Origin of the sequence: Nostoc sp. JL33, assembly GCF_017114985.1 — a bacterium.
Classification (GTDB): domain Bacteria; phylum Cyanobacteriota; class Cyanobacteriia; order Cyanobacteriales; family Nostocaceae; genus Nostoc.
The window spans coordinates 36048-53565 of sequence record NZ_JABXKP010000091.1; the positions used below are offsets into that span (position 1 = coordinate 36048).

Genomic DNA, 17518 nt, shown 5'->3' on the forward strand with positions numbered 1-17518 from the left:
CTCAACCTCCATGTGCGTGGATACGTTTAACTGCCGTGCGGTACACAAGGGCTACCAAGAAAGCCAGCACAGCTATAGCAACTCCCTGGCGCACTAACAATTGACTGGCAAAAGCTAGGTCGGGATGCACAAATAAACGCGCCGGGCCATACAAAATACTGGCAAAGGGTAGAGCTTGTAGTACTGGCTGCCAAGCTTCTGGTAGCAGTTCCAAGGGAATCAGCATCCCACCCAAAATCATCATCAACCGAGAGTAAATCAGCATTAGCCCGGTGGTGTTTTCCAGCCAGAAAGCTCCTAAGCCCACCAAGAAGGTTGCCAAAAAATCTAGTACAAATGCCAGTGGTAGCGCCACTATGAATAATAAAATTCCTCCTAAATTTAGAGGAATTGTGCCGACAAACATTAGTGCAACTAGGGATGCGATCGCTATATTTAACCCAAAGCGCACTGTCCGCTCTCCCAAAGTAGTCCACAGGCGATACAAAGGGTAGGATAGAGGGCGTATTAGTTGCACTGCCAGCGCCCCCGTCCGTACATCTTCATCCACCTCTAAAGCAACCTGGGGACTGGAGAGGACAATAGACTCTGTGATACCCAGATACCAAAGCATCTGAGCCAGTGTTAAACCCCCCAACTGTTCAGCATCCGTCTCGGCATAAGTGAGCCGCCACAGTTGTAGGAAGATGTAGAGAATGACAAACAGGAAAATTCCTCTGGAAGCAACTTCTCCCAAATAAGCCAGGTTGGAGCGAGCTGCCGTCAAGCCAATCCAGGTATATTTATTGAGACTGTTCACTGAATTATGACGCTGCCTGAGCATAAATGTGTGCAATTACCTCTTCTAGCGGTGGGTCTTCAATCGCAATATCAGCCACCGAACCCGCCTGGAGAATTTGAGTCATCACGGTTTCAATTGGTGTGATGCGGGTATTAACCTCCAGTTTCAGGCCATATTCACCGGCTTTGAGTTGCGTCACTCCTGGGAGGCTGATTTCGGCGGGGGAGGTATGGAATTTCACGCTGAGAATCTTTGAACCAAGGTATTGGCGGCGCATTGCCGAAACTTTGTCATCAAGTACCACATGCCCGTGATTAATTACCACTACTCGCTGCGCGACTTGTTCAATGTCGCCGGCATCGTGGCTGGTGAGAAACACCGTTACCCCCTCATTGCGGTTCCACTCCCGGATCAGGTCGCGTAATTCCTGACGAGCAATTACATCCAGTCCAATTGTGGGTTCGTCGAGGAATAGTACTTTAGGTGCATGGAGTAAGCTGGCTGCTACTTCTGCCCGCATTCGCTGACCTAAAGATAATTTACGTACTGGGGTATTCCAGAACGGGCTGAGGTCAAAACGCTCAACGAGTTGGTCACGACGTTTGATGTATTCTTGCCGATTAAGATTATAGATTCGCGCCAGTAACTCGAAGGTATCGCGCGGAGGTAGGTGATACCATAACTGCGATCGCACTCCAAACACTACCCCAATCTGATAAGCCAGTTCGCGCCGATTTCGCCAAGGGTTTAATCCGAGTAACTGTGCTGTGCCAGATGTGGGCTGTAGTATGCCTGTCAGCATCTTGATTGTAGTGGACTTCCCCGCGCCATTGGGGCCGATAAAGGCGATCGCTTGACCATCTGGAACGCTCAGACTAATGCCATCTACGGCGACAATCTCTTTGTGAGTGCGGTTGCGTCCCCAACCCCTACTCAGAGTAAACCTCTTGGATAAATTTTCCAGTTCTACGGCTGCCATCACCGATGAACCCCTTCAGGTGATTTTTGTACTACAAGTATAATACAATAATTGACAGCATGATAAATAAATTGCTCATATCACTACTGCACGCTATCAGTATTGTCGAAACAGTGTATCGTTCCTCGCCAATCGTCAATCTCCATTACCGTTTCTGTGAATTTTCCGGCTGTGTACTCTGCAATCACACGACGCCAGAATTTTCGAGCTACTGTATTTGTTGTCAACTGATGGATCTCCCATTTCCCGCAGAATCTATCAAAGATTTGAAAGGCGACATTTTTACCAATCCCTTGTTGTCTGTACCTTCGTAAGATAAAGAATTCTGCGATTGAATACTGACTGCCTGGAATGTAAGTGTACTGATTCACCAAAACGAATCCGACAAGCTTTCCCCCAACCCGCACAATGAAGGGGTAGCGATCGCGAAGCGTGTGCGAAGTACTCTCGCTCTCAACCCAGTAGTAATCTAGGTATGGATAGCCAAAGTAACCATGCTCATTAAGATGCTTGTTTTCAAACTCTGAAAAGTCATATTGGTAAAGCTCCATCATCTGCTGGATGAGTGGTTTGTCGTCTATTGAAGCTGATAAAACTTCCACATCCATTATCAATGGAGCTAATACACTATTCTTTCGACAAACTCAATGCCTGGCTAGATATTTTCAGCAAGTTTACCAAATTAGCTGTTATTTTGGATTTCGTCTAACTTGGCACGCACTGCCCGGATATCCTGCCACATCAACCATTTAGGCGCACCTTGTTCCTTAGAAGGGTTACGCAGTAAGTAGGAAGGATGAAAAATTGGCATACATAAACGCCCTTCCCATTCCAGCCACTGTCCGCGAATTTTCGTAATCCCCCGCTTATCGCCAGTGATACTTTTGACAGCAGTTGCACCTGTTAACAAAATTATTTTGGGGTCAACTAGGCGAATTTGTTCTAATAGATAGGGTAGACAAGCCGCCACTTCTACAGGAGTGGGAACTCTATTATCTGGTGGGCGACATTTATTAATATTGGCGATGTATACATCCTGCTCGGTAGTCAGATTCACAGATGCCAGAATTTTCTCTAGCAATTGCCCTGATCTGCCCACAAATGGTAAGCCAGTTTCATCTTCATTTTGACCTGGCGCTTCCCCTATAACCATAATTGGGGCTTTGAGATTACCGCGTCCGACAACAGCATGAGTACGAGTGTCTCCCAATGCACAACGGTGACAGCGATCGCAATGCTGTGTCAACTCCGTTATGCTGGGATAAGTTCCCGGAGCGATCGCAATTTTCGCGTCTGTAGGAATCAGTTCTCGTTGGTTAAAGGTTGAGTCGTCGAAGAGGCTGAGTTGGGTTTCGCTGCTCATGAAAATCAGGATTTTGACATCATCAGCGCCAGCTATCTTATCTGAGTTAAATACTGCTCTGGTTGGAGATTTATCAGAATAAATAGACTTTTGCTGAATACTTATTATTTATACAAATCTGATTGTATCAGTTAATTTGAAACAAAATTCAGTCATCATAAAAGCAGTGCCGTCCTAAAATGCTGGGGGAAACCATGTCACATACCCCATTTTTCGCCGATCGCACCCATGCGGGTGAGGAATTGGCGCGAGTGATTCATGATGTTTTGACTCAGCAAGCGATTGATTCTGGGGTAAAGCCTGTACCAATTGTTTATGCTTTGCCAAGAGGGGGTGTACCAGTAGCAGCACCAATAGCACGTCTTTTGGATTGTCCGTTGACAATCGTTGTGGCGAAAAAGATTAGCCATCCAGAAAACCCAGAGTTAGCAATTGGTGCAGTCACTACTTTTGGAAATGTTCTTTGGGCTGATCAAAAGCTATTTCGCCCTAAACATGATGCGCGATGGCGGGAAGTGGCTTTAAATAAAGCGATAAACCAAGCTAAGTCTCTTGAAGCTCAATTAATTTCGGCTTGTCCGCAGGTGAATGCAAAGGATGCCACACTTATCTTAGTTGATGATGGCATTGCTACAGGTATGACAATAGCGGTAGCGGCAACTGCTCTCAAAATGCTTTCTCCAGCAGCAGTTTGGTTATGTAGTCCAGTAGCGCCACAAAAATTGCTACCCTGGTTAGAACAGTGGGGCGATCGCACAATAGTCTTGGAAACACCGGAACCCTTCTGGAGTGTGAGTAATTTTTACGCCCAATTTCCCCAAGTAGATACATTAGAAGCTCTCGAATATCTCCAGCAACAAAAGACAATGAGGGGAATAGACCTGTGCGAGTAATTTTGAATTTTGAATTCAGAACTAGCCCTTTCAAGGTGACTCGTAAAATCTCTTTTTTTCCCTCTGCGCTACGGACACTTTGCTCAAGTCGGGAAACCCGCCCATGCAAGTGTCCTCCTCTGTGCCTCTGCGGTTTAAAAGTAATTTATCTAACTACAACAGACTCAGACAACACAGACTTGCATAGGTTAAAAAGGAATTATTGGCCAACATTTTTACCCACTTTGAAAGGGCTAGTTTTATGGTTGTCACTGAGCAGCAGAAAGAAAATGCAATTTCTAGTGTGGTTTTTTAAGGAAGTGTTATTATGAATATCCCACTTGTAAATCAGCCAAGAAAAGAAAAATTGATAACTCTAAGAGATGTTTCTTGCTAGCATTGCCAGCCGCCATCTTCTAACGCTCGTTCAACGATCATTTGAATGTATGTAGTTTTAGCATTAGTATAGGCTTCAATGTCATTTATAAACTTGAGAGCGAGTTCTCGTTTTAGGCATCCATATCTTTGCGCTTCATTGGGATGTTTAAGAAGATAGTCTCGGAATAATAGGTGGAGTTGGAGTGCCTCACTATCGCGTGGGCAGACATAAAGATGGTGGCGTGGCTTGTTTGGTGGCCAAACATAGGCTTCCCGCCCTCTAATGCCTTTATCACCTTCATACACATACCCTAGAGTAGCGAGTAGCTCACTCACCTTTGGGATGTGGGCAGATGTCTCTACAACCACGTCCATATCGATGATTGGCTTTGCCGGGAGTCCAGGCACAGAGGTGCTGCCTACGTGTTCAATGGCCAATGCTAAGTCACCAAGAACCTCGGCCACGGAAACCCGTAGTTCCTCGAAGAGAATTGGCCAGTGGGTATCGTAGTCAAAGATGATGATTTGCTCAGGCAAGAGATTTCACTCCCTCATAACATTATGTAACAACATTCAATACCTGAGCCAATTTACGCTATGCATTACTCACATCTTTCTTAATAAAAGAGAGAAAAGCTAGGAAGCGAATACAGCATAGGTTTGGAGAATTAAGGGGTAGTAGTCAGAAGTTGAGATTAGCCGATCTAGCTCAAAGACTTGACCTGTGTATCACATCAAGTTTAACTATTTGGAGATGTCCCCTGCTGGTATTGCATAGCTTTAGCATAATCACCCAAAGCGTAGCAAGCGACTTTTAGACTGGCGAGAGCTTGTTCTTCACTGCGACGGTCTTTGATATTCCTAGCTAACAGCAAACGTTCTTCATAATATGTAATTGCTTTGTTATAGTCACCCAAAGCTTCACAAGCAACTCCTAAACTACCTAAAGACTGTTCCTCGCCACGCTTGTCTTGAGTTTCTTTGGCTAATTGCAACCGCTCTTCATAATATTTAATCGCTTTAGCATAATCACCTAAGGCATAACAAGCATTTCCCAGATTCTTTAGTACCTGAGAAGCACTGCGAACATTTTTTAAGGAGCGTGATATTACTACACATTGCTCATAATAGGCGATCGCTTTTGGGTAATTGTCCAAAGCATACCAAGCATTACCCAAATTCTTGAGTACTTGTTCCTCGCTCCAGTTATCTTTGAGTTCCCGGACAATTTCTAGGCTTTGCTGCTGATACTCAATTGCCTGTGTAAAATTACTTAAAGCTTTATACACCAATCCCAAATTATTCAGTGCTGCCACTTGACTGCGTTTATCTTGCAGTTGCTGCGTTATTTTCAAACATTTTTCCAGAAACTCTATTGCCTTTTGATAGTCATTCAGATGACGGTATGCATTGCCTAAATGGGAAAGTGCTTGCATCTGCAATGCTAAATCTGAGGTGTCCTCGCTCAAAGACAGACACTGTTGGCAGTAGGAAATAGCACCTTTGTAGTCTCCAGCGCTGTAAGTTACCAATCCTAAAAAAGAAAGTACCTGTGCCTGTTTTTGCAAATCCCCAACTGCCTGAAACAGCCCCAAGGATTGTTGTAAAGACTTCATCGCCACGATTAATTCACCAGCTTGCTGCTGTTCAATTCCTTGGCGTAGTAGCTTGGACGCTTCTGAGAAATGGTCGTCACTTTCCTGTGGAGGTAGTATTTCTCCTTGCCAACCAGAGTCAAATTCATGGGTAATTGTATTACGCTTCACTGGTTTTAAGTATGTTATGGGTAATTGCAGGGGAACTGTATTTTTCGAGATGTTATTTATTCCATCCGCCTTTAGACATCAAATCCTTCTTGGTAAGTCTGGTGCTAAATCTAGTGTTCCCAAAACCAGAATGTATCTTTCATCAGGCTGGTTTACCACAGCGTAGATTTAGCAGGAGACATCAACAACAGACCCCCCCCGCCCCACCACAGCACGGTTTGTTCAGATAAAGAAATTTTAGATTTGGCTAACCAGTTGTGAGGTATCTAAGTATAAATAAACCTTTCCTACTTACTTATTTGTAGGAGTTTGCTGAAGGTAATATTAATAATTAATCCCCCCATATCCTCCTGAAAAAGCGGGGCTATGTCCCCTATTTCTGAGAGTACTTGGGAGGATATTCAAGAGATTAATGTCACTAATCTACAAGTATTAATTATAGGACTTACGCATCAAGTAGGAAATGTAGGGGCAATACCCTGCGGGAAGCCCTTCGGGTTCGGGGGTGACGCTACGCACAGTCGCTACCGCTAGCGCTAGCGCAATCGACGGAAACCGCCTTCTCTACGAGAGGCTTTGCCAACGCGTAGCGTCTCGTAGAGAAGACTGCGACCCCCTCACCGCTTTGCGTCTACATGAATTGCCCCTACTGTAAATCAAGGCTTTCACTGCTTTTTTGCGTAAGTCCTAAATTATTTATTCAATTTAAACGCACCTGCTCAAAGTTAGGTGCTGATTGAACCAACAGGTACAGAGACATTTGCCGTAGAGCCATTATTTAGGATAGGCTGGCGGGTTTTCAAGTCAAACTTGAAGCCATGTGGCAAAATATGAAGCTTTGCTCCGCAAATAGCCAAAGCCTCATCTTTCAAAATTTCGCCCATATTGTTGTATGTAGCATCTGATTCATCAACAATCGTGACAGCGCCTTGGCCAATCACTTCAATTTGGTTATCTGTCACTACCATAGCGGTATTCTCGTCAATACCAAATCCCAAAACAGCAGGCTGTAGTATCAATGCTGAAATTAAGCGTCCCAAGCGTCCGCGCTGGGAAAAATGCTGGTCAATTACTACCCCTGGTAGGAAGCCTAGACCGGGGCCCATTTCAACAGTTTCAATCCGAGGATGTGTTTCTGAGTCGCCTTCGACAATCATTACGTCTGGCATCACAGCAGCTCCAGCGCTTGTGCCTCCGATAACTATACCTTCAGAGAAGCGTTTATGAATCCCCGCATCAATTGCGGTATCCTTGAGGATGCTGGTAATGCGAGCCTGGTTTCCCCCAGTAAAGAATACCCCAGTTGCTTTATTAATTGCTTCCAATGCGGTAGATGAAGATGCATCTTCGCGGGTTTCTGTATCAATAATGCGAACATTCTCGGCTCCCAGGCGCTCAAATACTCTAATATAATTTTCTCCCACTTCTCTTGGTAATTCTGTCGCCGCCGTGATAATTACAATGTATGCCTTCGTACCTCCAGCGCGTCGCACAAAGTCCCGCAGAATTAGGCAATCTCCCTCCTTATCTTCAGCTCCCCCAATAATTATCAACTGCCCTTTGGTATTACTTTCCGACATGACGCCCCCTGTTTTGAGTTAATAAATTTCACTAAACCATGACAATTAAAACTATCAAAACATCCCTTTGGTAGATTACTTGATAAAAGGTAGTATTAATATTTGCCTAGACGCATTCGCGGAGCATCTCCTTGGCGCAGCCTCTCGTAGAGAAGAGTTGCGGCTTGTCGTTAGACATCGCAATTAGACCAAAATATTTTTCCGGAAAATTAGATAAAAAATAGCTGTACTATCTTCATTAATTTTCCTTGACTTAATAAAAGCTACAGCGTCAACTACCTCTAGAGAGATTTTCTAGAGGCATTATTGACTATCTTGCTAATTGCCGATTGGAAATTTCTCGTGCGATCGTGAGTAATTGGTATTAACTCTAGCTGGGTGCAATTAGATATCTAATAGCAAGTCCTAATGAATGTGACTTCTGTAAAGCAAGTTAGTTAAGAAAAAACGTGCTTGTTCTAGTGGGAGATGCCTGGGTTTGCCTTGGTAGACAATTTGATACTCATTCGTGTCTGGGCCATCACCATGCCCAGAGATCAGCTTTTGGTGAAAAGCTTCCTCAGCAAGTTCTCGAATTTCATCTCTTAGAGCAGCTTCTGTGCTATTCATACTTTGCTGTCTTTTTAATACCCGATATTTATTTATACAAGTTTTTGGCTCGGTGTTGCACCCTTCAAAGGTTATATCTTTGGCTAACCATGAGGATGAATTGACTGTTCTTTATTATTTGCTGAAGAAGGGGGGTTTAATTATGCCTTGAGATAGTTGAAAATGCTTACTAATAGAGTTAACGTAGGTTCTGAATTAGCTCAATGGCTTTGCCATCACTCTCCAAAATCCATCTAAATCAATCTACAATTAACAAGTCTGAGTAACCATAACTCAGCATTTAAATTTCAGGGTCTTTAGCCAAAGGTTCGTAATCAATGGTTCTACAAAAAAGCAGTGATTTAGCCCGCATTAATGCTAGAAGAACGGACGTATTCGATATTTTCAACTTCAAGCATTATATTGGGCCCAACCCCTATTTAGATACAGGGGCGCTAGTATTTGACTTTGCTCTAATTGACTCTAGAAAGCCTTTGCCCATTGAAGATTATATTGCAAGGATTGGCGTAGAAGCGGAGCGGCTTGTCGAGAGACATCGCTATCCACAGCTGGGTAGCCAAAGCTACGAATCCCATGCCCATCTATTTGCCCAAGTTGTATCCGAAGTCGGAAAGCTGGATATGGATTTGCACCTTAACCATTGGAGTGTCAAGCCATATCCAAATTGCACGCGGATTAGCGTCCAATCGCTACATGAACGCACAACTAGAGAGGTAGTTTATTTTGTTTGGGATTGGTTTGAAGCGATTACCCAAGACGAAGACTTTGCTTTTGATGAGCAGCTAGCGAAGCTGCAAGATAGATTCCGCGCATCTGTCTATGGTGGCCCGACGGTTTACGCCCTATTGCGAACAGCCTACGAAAAAGGTATTCCCGCCTTTTATTTGTGGGAAGAAGGATTGATGCAATACGGCTTCGGAAAAAAACATGTCCGAGGGGTAGCAACAACATTTAACTGTGATAGCCATCTAGATTCGGAGTTCACCACCCGCAAAGATGACTGCAAGGCATTTTTGAAAACCTTGGGTTTCCCAGTGCCTGAAGGTGATATCGTCTTTTCCGAAAAGGAAGCCTTGGCCGCAGCCAGACAAATTGGCTACCCGGTGGCAGTTAAGCCAGTGGTAGGTCACAAAGGAATTGGTGTTACGGCTGACATCCAGGACTCAAAAGAACTGGAATCTGCTTATAATAGGGCACTGGCAGCGATTCCCGAAGATCAGGTAAATCGGATAATTGTTGAGAAAAGTATTTCCGGATCAGATTTTCGCTTGTTGTGTGTCAATGGTAGATTTGTTGCTGCTACAGAACGCCGTCCAGCATCGGTTGTCGGTGATGGCTACTTAACGCTTGCAGAGTTAATCCGCCAAGAGAACCGCAAACCTGCACGTTTAGACTCACCCACCTCGCCGATGAGTAAAATTCAGATAGATGAAGCGATGGAACTCTACCTAGAGGAACAGCGCTTATCATTAGAGAGCGTGATTGAGAAGGGACGCACTGTTTACCTGCGTAAAGTCGCCAATCTTTCAGCCGGAGGTATAAGCATTGATGCAACCCCGACAGTTCATGATGACAATATTATCTTGGCGCAAGATATTGCCCAACATTTCCAGCTGACTTGCCTTGGGATTGATGTCATTACCAAAAGTCTCTCAGAATCTTGGAAGTCGAGTAACTTTGCTATCCTAGAAATCAATGCTGCACCAGGCGTTTTAATGCATCTTAAACCTTCTGTTGGTGAAAGCGTTGATGTACCTTCTCATATCTTAGAAACCTTTTTTGAGTCGGGTACAGATGCCAGGATACCAATTATTACCTTTAATAAAATCTCAGTTGAAGAACTGCAAGCAACGATTGACCATATCCTTTTGCAACATCCCAACTGGACAATAGGCGCTGTTTGTCGTGATGCAGTTTTTGTGAATCGCTCGAAAAAAGTATTAAGCAAAAATTACAACAGCAATGTCCAAACTTTGGTGCGTCATCCCAAACTTGATTTGCTGATTGCCGAGTATGCGGAAGAAATTCTAGATGAAGAGGGTATGTTTTACCAGAGTAGTAATATGGTAGTTTTGGATAATCCCACCGAAAGTGAGATGATGCTGGTGCGGGATGTCTTCGATGGTTCGACTGTGGTAATTAGAAAAGGCAATGACATTTCTATTCGTCGCAAAGGGTTGATTGAAGATTATACTTTGGCTGAAGATGAACCATTTACACGGGTTTATTTGAAAGAAACTGGAGCGATTTTCTGAGCTAAGTAAATAGACGCTCAACCCAATATTTATTTCTGAATCCAAGGGTAAATGACACTATGAAATATTGGTGTATCAACCTTCTCGTTTGAATGAGATACAAGGTTTTGTCATTACCCACATTTTTGTAACAGTCAGATTGTCGCTAAACCCATAGTTAGCTTGCGAATAAAATCCTGGGCTGGATAGCACAAGTAAGTTTTAAGGGACTCTAATAAGTAGCGGGACAAAAATATTTAGAGTCATAGCGTACTCCTTTGGAGAACCCGTAGGGTACGAAGTGTTCGCGGAGCGCGTCTACGCTACGCGAACGTTTTATATCATGTCCGCTTGATTACTTACTAAACCTCAAGAACTCCAAAAAGCCAAAGCTACGCAGCGATCGCCGTAGGCATCGTTCTTCTCTTAAAATTTTTTGGTTTAGTAGATCGATCATTCTAGAGAAGACGGTTGAAACAGGAATGCCCGTAGCTTTGCTGCTAGGGAGTGTCAAAGAATCTGGTAATGTGATGCATATGGCTTTTGATGATTGATAACATCGATCGCTATCTTCAGCCAATCAATATAAGTCTGTTCTCTTTGGATCACCAACTCTAGCACGAGCCTTTGCATTACCTGCTGACGGTTGGCAGACTCATCAGCGATTGATGGCAAATCGATGGTTTCACATTCAGCAAGCTTTTTGCTTCGAGCCGCGACTTGTTGCTCCAGTAGGTGAATAATGCTTTCATTCGACAACTGATCTGCAAAATGCAACTGGACTAGCATTGGTTCTCGGATAGTCGGCAAAGGGTGATGAGTCCCAAGCCATCGGGCGAATTCGGCTTTCCCTGGCTCCGTCACACTGTAGACTTTGCGGTTGGGGCGATCGCGCCCAATCTCAATCTTACAGGTAATCCAGCCTTGCTCAACTAGCTTATCGAGAGTTCTGTAAATTTGTGCCTGGTCTGCTGGCCACAAATGGGCAATACATTGATCAAAGCAGCTCGTTTTGAGGTCGTAGCCCGTCATTTCTTGCTGCTGAAGAAGACCTAGAATTACATATGCTAGGGACATGAAGACAGTTTTCCCATAATTGACATTTTCTCGATCGGTTCTAAACTATGTACTTCTTATAAGTTTATGCTAATATATGATTAATCCAATATAAGATATGACGGTTATAAAAAGATATGTTGATTATAATGCTTCTTAGCAAGGAAACCAAATACATGAACTGAGGTTGGGCAGATGGCTAATGGTGCTGTTTGCACAAGAGAGTGAGGAATGGTGATCTATCTTAAGTGGCACTACCGTACTACTACGGGGAATCAAGCTAGGTGGAGCGTCTTCAAGAGAAGGGAAGGAGAAGTTATGACAACGGCAGCAAGCCTTCTAGCGAGTGTCTACGCTACCATTGGATATGCTATTTCTTGCTAGCGGATCACTCAAAAACCAGTTTTTCGCTACAGTCTATTCGTGATCAATATCGAGGCAGAAATTATTTCAGTTATCGAAGACTATTGTAACAAGAGGATGGGTAACATTGACTTCTAACATACTTTTACAAAGAATACGTCAACATCAATATCTGCGTGATTTACGAAACAAATTACTCCACCTTCACAAGATGTTGCTGGAGACAGAACGCATTGCCTACGAACAGGTTAGTGGACGAGTATCAAGCGGAGAACTTCTTCAGCTTGTCATCGCTCATGAACAATTTGCTTGGCTACATCGCATTTCTGAAGTGGTTGTGCAAGTTGATGAAATGCTCGAAGCAGATGAACCGATAGCGCTGGACGATTTCCAAAAGTTGATTGCTGATGTCCGCACGCTGATTGTACCGTTAGAGACGGGCAATACCTTCGAGAGAAAGTATTACAACGCTCTCCAGCGCGAACCTGGTGCTGTGTTGGCACATGCGGAGATATCAAAATTTCTCATGTCTGAGGTTTAAGGGTCAATACACTTGGTGTTAGTGATATTTTGCCCCGAATGAATGTAGAGACGTAGCAGTGCTACGTCTCTACAAGGGTTTCAGGTAACGCATGATTAATTTCACCAGATGTTTAATAACAAACTATTGGCTGTAGTCTACGCAATTGAAAACTGCTGTAAGGCAAGAGGCGGGAATTGCAGAGATATTTGCCCAAGCACGAGAGGCTGTGATTCGCAGTGAAGCATAATAAAGCGATCGCTTGTCTTGAGGCGATCGCTTTATTATCATCTGCGCTGAAACACAAGTCAATTGCGATCGCAACACCTGCCGTTTAGATTTTATTTCCCCCGTCTGTGCGGTTTAACTGCATACCCGTAGGGCAAAGCCCAGTTGGGTTCCTCATCCAAGTGGCAACGGGCACGAATCGACCAATATGGATCGCGGAGCATTTCTCGACCGATGAGAACCAAATCTGCACACCCACGAGTAATTACTTGGTTGGCATACTCAGCCTCCTTGATCATCCCCACAGCCCCTGTCCTAATCCCAGCCTCTTCTCGGATTTTGGCAGCAAAAGGCACTTGATAACCTGTCTGCACGGGAATCCTGGCATGAGGGACTAAGCCTCCTGTGGAAACATCGATCAAATCAACGCCTAATTCCTTTAGTTCACGGGATAATATGACTGACTGCTTGAGATCCCAACCTCCCTCTACCCAGTCGGTAGCAGAGAGGCGCACAAAAAGCGGCATCCCGCTTGGCAGAATCTCTCGGATTCGTCTTGTCACTTCCAGTAACAAACGCATTCGGTTTTCCAACGAACCTCCGTAACGATCTGTTCGTTGATTACTTAGCGGCGAAAGAAAAGAATGCAGTAGGTATCCATGAGCCGCGTGGATTTCGATAATCTGAAACCCCGCTTCAAGGGCACGCCCGGCTGTGGCAACGAAGGCTTCAATCACCTCTTCAATCCCAGCCTCATCGAGGGGTATGGGAACGGGGCCGCCCTCTTGAAACGGAATTGGGCTGGGGCCGACTACCGGCCAACCGCCTTGTTCAGGTGTTAGTGGTGTACCACCCAGCCAGGGAAGATTGCAACTCGCTTTCCGGCCAGCATGGGCTAATTGAATCCCGGCGATCGCTCCTTGTTCACGAAGGAAGCGGACAATGCGAGCTAGTGGCTCGATGTGCATTTCGTCCCAAAGACCAAGATCGCCGGGGGTGATTCGTCCTTGGGCAGTCACGGCTGTAGCTTCCACTACAATCAGGTGAGTACCTCCAGTAGCCCGACTCCCCAAATGGACAAAGTGCCAATCATTTGCGAATCCATTCTCTGCCGAGTATTGACACATTGGTGACATCGCTATGCGATCGGGCAGAGTGATATCTCGAATTTTCAGTGGACTAAACAAGTCCACTTCCGGTACATCCGAGTCGTGCAGACTTGTTGATTGACAACCAGGGGAATCTATGAATTCTAATTCCGTCTGGGCTGGGGATGATGGCAAGGTAGTTAGGTTCTCTGTAGTCATGCTGTTACTTTTCCATGCTTTGTGGACTAACATAAACGAATTTTAACTAATCCGCTTGACACTCCCCGGTTTGAACAAGTAACGCGAGTGCTCACAAGCTTTTGAAAAACCGGGGATTCTTAAGACCAAATGAACGATCTTAACGGCGATATCAATGCGCCTCTACTGATTCCGCTAAGATTTAATCCTAGTTTTATCGCTACTTTTCTTGCAATGTTAGCTGAACCATTGCAATCAGCATTTATTTTTGTTCCATCCAAGGAACGATATAAACCACGCTTAATTCTTAAACCGCTTGACTTCCACCCTTTGGGTTTTTCACCAAATTTAGGCAGAATATCATTATCTAAAAACGAAGCTTTTGACGTATAGCTTTCTTCGGTTTCAACAAATCTAATACCGTATTGCTCACATAACTGGGTTATTCGATTCTTTAACCATGCTGTTGGAATTTGAACAAATTTCTGATTAGTTTTAGACCCAAGATTAATAGAATCTTTCTGTTTTTCATTCCAACCAAAAACCACAGTTCCTATTTTGTTCTGGACGCAATGTTTTAAGACAATTCGAGCCGCTTTGTTTACAGCATCGCGCATTTGACGATTACGTTTTTCAGTTATAGCAGCAAGTTGTTTACTCCAAAATCCTTGAGGCTGGTTTTCTTTTAATACTGAAACCCGCTTGTTATACCATTGATTCATTGATTTTAGCTTGCGTCCATCTATCAAGAAAGATGTACCAATATTGCTAACACAAGTTAGCCAATTATTTAATCCGTGGTCGATTGACAAAATATTGTCAGCTTCAACTTCCGGCTGAAACTTAGCTACTTTGTAAACTAACTCTAGATAAAACTCGTTATTCCTGGGAAGAAGACGATACTCTTTAATATCTTTGTATTTTAGATTAGTTGGCATTGAGATATAGAAAGCATCAATCCCAAACCAAGTTTTTACCTTATTCCCTAACGGAAATCTAAGTTGATCATCTTTTAGTTTGACTGATTGACTAGGAAAAGTTGCTAAATTTAAACCTTTTTTCCTGTATCCTGGAAATTTAGCTGTTTGAGTTACAGTCCCCTTTTTAATACCCTTAAGCAGCCCAATATAAGATTTAAAAGATTCGGCAACAGTAGTTAAACACTGTTGGGCAACTTGAGAGTACATTGCCCCAAAATGCGGATTATTAGCTAACTCACGGTGTAGATGATATTTTCCTGCTATTTTGCCTGTCTTAAAAAATAGCTGTCGAGCATAATATGTTGCACAGTTAGCAAGTTTGTTAGACTCACCACAAAGATACTCTAAGATAGCTCTTAGTTCTTTATTGGGGTTAATCCTGATCTGCTGACATCCATACATTTGTTTTACCTCCTCTTGATATGTTACCATAAATGCACAAACAATAGTAGTGCGTTATGAAAACAAAATCATTAACAGTTAGGCTATCGCAGCGTAGAAGAGAAAAATTAGAAGTATATGCAGTCCAAGAGGATAGAACAATAACTAGTCTTCTTGAGGAGTGGATAGATAACCTGAAGTTAAAAAATATTGACTGCGGTTAAAACCGCTTTCGGTCGTTTTTCATCCCTGCTCTAAAGAGACAGGGCGCTCATTCTTCCTCTTTTATTTCTTGTAATTCCCCATCCCTCTATAGTATGCAGGGCTGATTCATTCCGTTTCAAACAGGATTTGTCAAGATGGTTAGCAAGAAAATTGTAAGTAAGCGTGACGAAGAGATGAACATTTAAGCACTGAAATATCAGTAAAATAGTTGGTTTCATCGGCACGTCGGTAACAAAATAACTAATTTTTAATCGCTAGAACCCTTGATTTTTAAAGCTCTTTGGGGAATGAATCAGCCCTGCTCTATAGTATGGGGATGTAAGGAACTTCCAAATAAAAAAATATCCCATTAGACATCTCCAGAAATTAAATATGCGTTACCCAGAACCCTTGTAGAGACGTAGCACTGCTACGTCAAAACAATTCTTTTTCACTCCTATGTCTATTGCAGAAGAACAAACAGGACAAGGTAAAATTATCTCCCTCATCTCCCTCATCTCCCCCATCTCCCTCATAACCCTGCAAACCACTCATAGCCCTGATCCTCCCAATAGCCTTTACGAGGTAACAAATTGCTGACGAATGTAATTTGAGTCACCCACTTACTTTGCTTATAGCCAAGTTTAATTGAAGATGCTAAACGTATGGGCGCACCATTATCAACTGATAATGGTTGTCCATTCTTTTGATAAGCCATGAGAGTTTGGGGATGTACAGCAGAGGCAATATCCCAACTTTCATAGTAGCCATCAGCAGATTTGAAGTAGACATAGCGGACGTTTGACTTAGGCTGTACCAGCGCTACTAAGTCTCGTAATCGCACACCTCCCCATTGAGCGATCGCAGCCCAGCCTTCAACACAGACATGGCGAATTACCATTGAAGTCAAGGGAAGTTTTTGAATATCTGCCAGACTCAATTGCATCGCGTTACTAACCTCACCATCAATCGTCAGGCGGAACTGCGCCGGATCAATTTGCGGGGTGAAGTCAAAGGTATTAATCAGCAATTTGTCTGCTTCTATAGCACTGACAGGAAATTCTGGAACTGGTTTTTGACTTAGCAGGAGTGCTTCAAGACGTTGGTTTAGTGGTTCAGATATTTGCCGCAGATTATCTGAGAACAAATTTGTCCCACAGCCACCTAAAAGAAAACCTACCCCTGAAAGTCCAGATACTTGCAGTAACTGACGACGGGATAGGGTGCGTTTGGGAAGAATCAGACTCATATTACCTCTACAGGAACATAGACTTAATTAGACGGATGCTTCCTACTTTCAGCGCAAGTAAGGAATGAGTAATTGTAAACAGTATCACAGTGGGAACAGTGATAAAGTGAACAGTGCGTAAAGTTTGCCAATTCCCAAACAGCCCGGAAAGCCAATGCAGTTGAGCAGGTTTGTACATCGACAGACCACTCAAAATTGCCAGCAGTAGCACTGGAATGATCGCAGTATAAACTACTCGATGCCATGCGTAATTCTTGCGCTTTGGGTTCTGGCTGACTTGCAATGCTTTTAAGTCACCGCGATCGGCAAAGCGACGCTGCCAACGACGAGTTACAAAGATATAGATTCCATACCAAAGTAAGTTCAGCGAAAATAGCCACATAGCAGTAAAATGCCAGTTTCTGCCACCCGCTAGCCAACCTCCTAGCAACAGAAAATCGGGAAAATGCCAACCTGCACGTCCGCCAAATACCGGATTAGCATTATAGATTTGCAGTCCGCTACCGATCATCAAGATGAGACTGATGATATTAATCCAGTGAAAGGTTTTTGAGAGGAAAGTCTGACTTGGTGTTGAGCGGACTTTGCGTTTTAATGAAGTCATACCAATTTTGGATTTTATAGCGGTTCCAAGTTATACCAATTTGAAAAATGATTTTGGCAGACGGATTCACACAAGCTAGAACCAG

Annotated in this window: 16 protein-coding genes; 3 read left to right on the forward strand and 13 right to left on the reverse strand. The window is 43.7% G+C overall.

Annotation, left to right across the window (positions count from 1 at the left end):
• Nucleotide 1 precedes the first annotated feature (1 nt).
• The 4 genes from HWQ23_RS27605 to HWQ23_RS27620 all read right to left on the reverse strand — a co-directional run bounded on the left by HWQ23_RS27605 (nt 2) and on the right by HWQ23_RS27620 (nt 3123).
• Complete coding sequence (locus HWQ23_RS27605) at nt 2-799, reverse strand: ABC transporter permease (RefSeq protein ID WP_292835784.1); 798 nt, start codon at nt 797-799, stop codon at nt 2-4.
• Nucleotides 800-803: 4 nt separating this feature from the next.
• Nucleotides 804-1760 (reverse strand): ABC transporter ATP-binding protein, encoded by a 957-nt coding sequence (locus tag HWQ23_RS27610; RefSeq protein ID WP_292835789.1) that lies wholly within the window; start codon nt 1758-1760, stop codon nt 804-806.
• Nucleotides 1761-1843: 83 nt separating this feature from the next.
• The gene (locus HWQ23_RS27615) at nt 1844-2362 is read right to left on the reverse strand and encodes a GNAT family N-acetyltransferase (RefSeq protein WP_292835792.1); all 519 of its coding nucleotides are present in this window, start codon (nt 2360-2362) and stop codon (nt 1844-1846) included.
• Nucleotides 2363-2442: 80 nt separating this feature from the next.
• The gene (locus tag HWQ23_RS27620; RefSeq protein WP_292835795.1) at nt 2443-3123 is read right to left on the reverse strand and encodes a uracil-DNA glycosylase; all 681 of its coding nucleotides are present in this window, start codon (nt 3121-3123) and stop codon (nt 2443-2445) included.
• Nucleotides 3124-3317: 194 nt separating this feature from the next.
• On the opposite strand from HWQ23_RS27620, the gene HWQ23_RS27625 reads away from it, so the two are divergent.
• Nucleotides 3318-4016 carry a phosphoribosyltransferase gene (locus HWQ23_RS27625; protein WP_292835798.1) on the forward strand — a complete coding sequence of 233 codons (699 nt, stop codon included), beginning with the start codon at nt 3318-3320 and terminating at the stop codon, nt 4014-4016.
• Between the two features lie 372 nt (nt 4017-4388).
• Here the strand turns inward: HWQ23_RS27625 and HWQ23_RS27630 are convergent, their stop codons facing one another.
• From HWQ23_RS27630 to HWQ23_RS27645, 4 genes are all read right to left on the reverse strand, one after another.
• Complete coding sequence (locus HWQ23_RS27630) at nt 4389-4910, reverse strand: GrpB family protein (RefSeq protein ID WP_292835801.1); 522 nt, start codon at nt 4908-4910, stop codon at nt 4389-4391.
• Nucleotides 4911-5113: 203 nt separating this feature from the next.
• Entirely contained in the window at nt 5114-6139 is a 1026-nt protein-coding gene (locus tag HWQ23_RS27635) for a tetratricopeptide repeat protein (RefSeq protein WP_292835804.1), read from the reverse strand.
• 725 nt (nt 6140-6864) lie between these two features.
• Nucleotides 6865-7719 carry a cyanophycinase gene (locus HWQ23_RS27640; RefSeq protein WP_292835807.1) on the reverse strand — a complete coding sequence of 285 codons (855 nt, stop codon included), beginning with the start codon at nt 7717-7719 and terminating at the stop codon, nt 6865-6867.
• A gap of 405 nt (nt 7720-8124) precedes the next feature.
• The gene (locus HWQ23_RS27645) at nt 8125-8328 is read right to left on the reverse strand and encodes a hypothetical protein (RefSeq protein ID WP_292835809.1); all 204 of its coding nucleotides are present in this window, start codon (nt 8326-8328) and stop codon (nt 8125-8127) included.
• Between the two features lie 317 nt (nt 8329-8645).
• On the opposite strand from HWQ23_RS27645, the gene HWQ23_RS27650 reads away from it, so the two are divergent.
• Nucleotides 8646-10583 carry an acetate--CoA ligase family protein gene (locus HWQ23_RS27650; protein WP_292835812.1) on the forward strand — a complete coding sequence of 646 codons (1938 nt, stop codon included), beginning with the start codon at nt 8646-8648 and terminating at the stop codon, nt 10581-10583.
• 489 nt (nt 10584-11072) lie between these two features.
• Here the strand turns inward: HWQ23_RS27650 and HWQ23_RS27655 are convergent, their stop codons facing one another.
• Nucleotides 11073-11639 carry a PadR family transcriptional regulator gene (locus HWQ23_RS27655; protein ID WP_292835815.1) on the reverse strand — a complete coding sequence of 189 codons (567 nt, stop codon included), beginning with the start codon at nt 11637-11639 and terminating at the stop codon, nt 11073-11075.
• Between the two features lie 469 nt (nt 11640-12108).
• Here HWQ23_RS27655 and HWQ23_RS27660 point away from each other — a divergent pair, with 469 nt between their 5' ends.
• A complete protein-coding gene (locus HWQ23_RS27660; RefSeq protein ID WP_292835818.1) occupies nt 12109-12522 on the forward strand; it encodes a hypothetical protein in 414 nt (137 codons plus the stop codon).
• Between the two features lie 320 nt (nt 12523-12842).
• On the opposite strand, the gene HWQ23_RS27665 is transcribed toward HWQ23_RS27660, so the two are convergent.
• The 4 genes from HWQ23_RS27665 to HWQ23_RS27680 form a co-directional block, all read right to left on the reverse strand.
• Nucleotides 12843-14036 carry an NADH:flavin oxidoreductase/NADH oxidase gene (locus HWQ23_RS27665; protein WP_292835821.1) on the reverse strand — a complete coding sequence of 398 codons (1194 nt, stop codon included), beginning with the start codon at nt 14034-14036 and terminating at the stop codon, nt 12843-12845.
• Nucleotides 14037-14155: 119 nt separating this feature from the next.
• Nucleotides 14156-15427, reverse strand: a complete 1272-nt coding sequence (locus HWQ23_RS27670) for an RNA-guided endonuclease InsQ/TnpB family protein (protein ID WP_292835824.1) — start codon at nt 15425-15427, stop codon at nt 14156-14158.
• A 685-nt stretch (nt 15428-16112) separates the two neighbouring features.
• Complete coding sequence (locus tag HWQ23_RS27675; RefSeq protein ID WP_292835826.1) at nt 16113-16829, reverse strand: molybdopterin-dependent oxidoreductase; 717 nt, start codon at nt 16827-16829, stop codon at nt 16113-16115.
• A gap of 7 nt (nt 16830-16836) precedes the next feature.
• Nucleotides 16837-17433, reverse strand: a complete 597-nt coding sequence (locus tag HWQ23_RS27680; RefSeq protein WP_292835829.1) for a cytochrome b/b6 domain-containing protein — start codon at nt 17431-17433, stop codon at nt 16837-16839.
• Between the last annotated feature and the right edge of the window lie 85 nt (nt 17434-17518).

Excerpts from the sequence above, each read along its gene's own strand:
- HWQ23_RS27610 (WP_292835789.1), bottom strand. The coding sequence starts at position 1,760 with ATGGCAGCCGTAGAACTGGAAAATTTATCCAAGAGGTTTACTCTGAGT.
- HWQ23_RS27620 (WP_292835795.1), bottom strand. The coding sequence starts at position 3,123 with ATGAGCAGCGAAACCCAACTCAGCCTCTTCGACGACTCAACCTTTAAC.
- HWQ23_RS27625 (WP_292835798.1), top strand. The coding sequence starts at position 3,318 with ATGTCACATACCCCATTTTTCGCCGATCGCACCCATGCGGGTGAGGAA.
- HWQ23_RS27640 (WP_292835807.1), bottom strand. The coding sequence starts at position 7,719 with ATGTCGGAAAGTAATACCAAAGGGCAGTTGATAATTATTGGGGGAGCT.
- HWQ23_RS27645 (WP_292835809.1), bottom strand. The coding sequence starts at position 8,328 with ATGAATAGCACAGAAGCTGCTCTAAGAGATGAAATTCGAGAACTTGCT.
- HWQ23_RS27650 (WP_292835812.1), top strand. The coding sequence starts at position 8,646 with ATGGTTCTACAAAAAAGCAGTGATTTAGCCCGCATTAATGCTAGAAGA.
- HWQ23_RS27655 (WP_292835815.1), bottom strand. The coding sequence starts at position 11,639 with ATGTCCCTAGCATATGTAATTCTAGGTCTTCTTCAGCAGCAAGAAATG.
- HWQ23_RS27665 (WP_292835821.1), bottom strand. The coding sequence starts at position 14,036 with ATGACTACAGAGAACCTAACTACCTTGCCATCATCCCCAGCCCAGACG.
- HWQ23_RS27670 (WP_292835824.1), bottom strand. The coding sequence starts at position 15,427 with ATGGTAACATATCAAGAGGAGGTAAAACAAATGTATGGATGTCAGCAG.
- HWQ23_RS27675 (WP_292835826.1), bottom strand. The coding sequence starts at position 16,829 with ATGAGTCTGATTCTTCCCAAACGCACCCTATCCCGTCGTCAGTTACTG.
- HWQ23_RS27680 (WP_292835829.1), bottom strand. The coding sequence starts at position 17,433 with ATGACTTCATTAAAACGCAAAGTCCGCTCAACACCAAGTCAGACTTTC.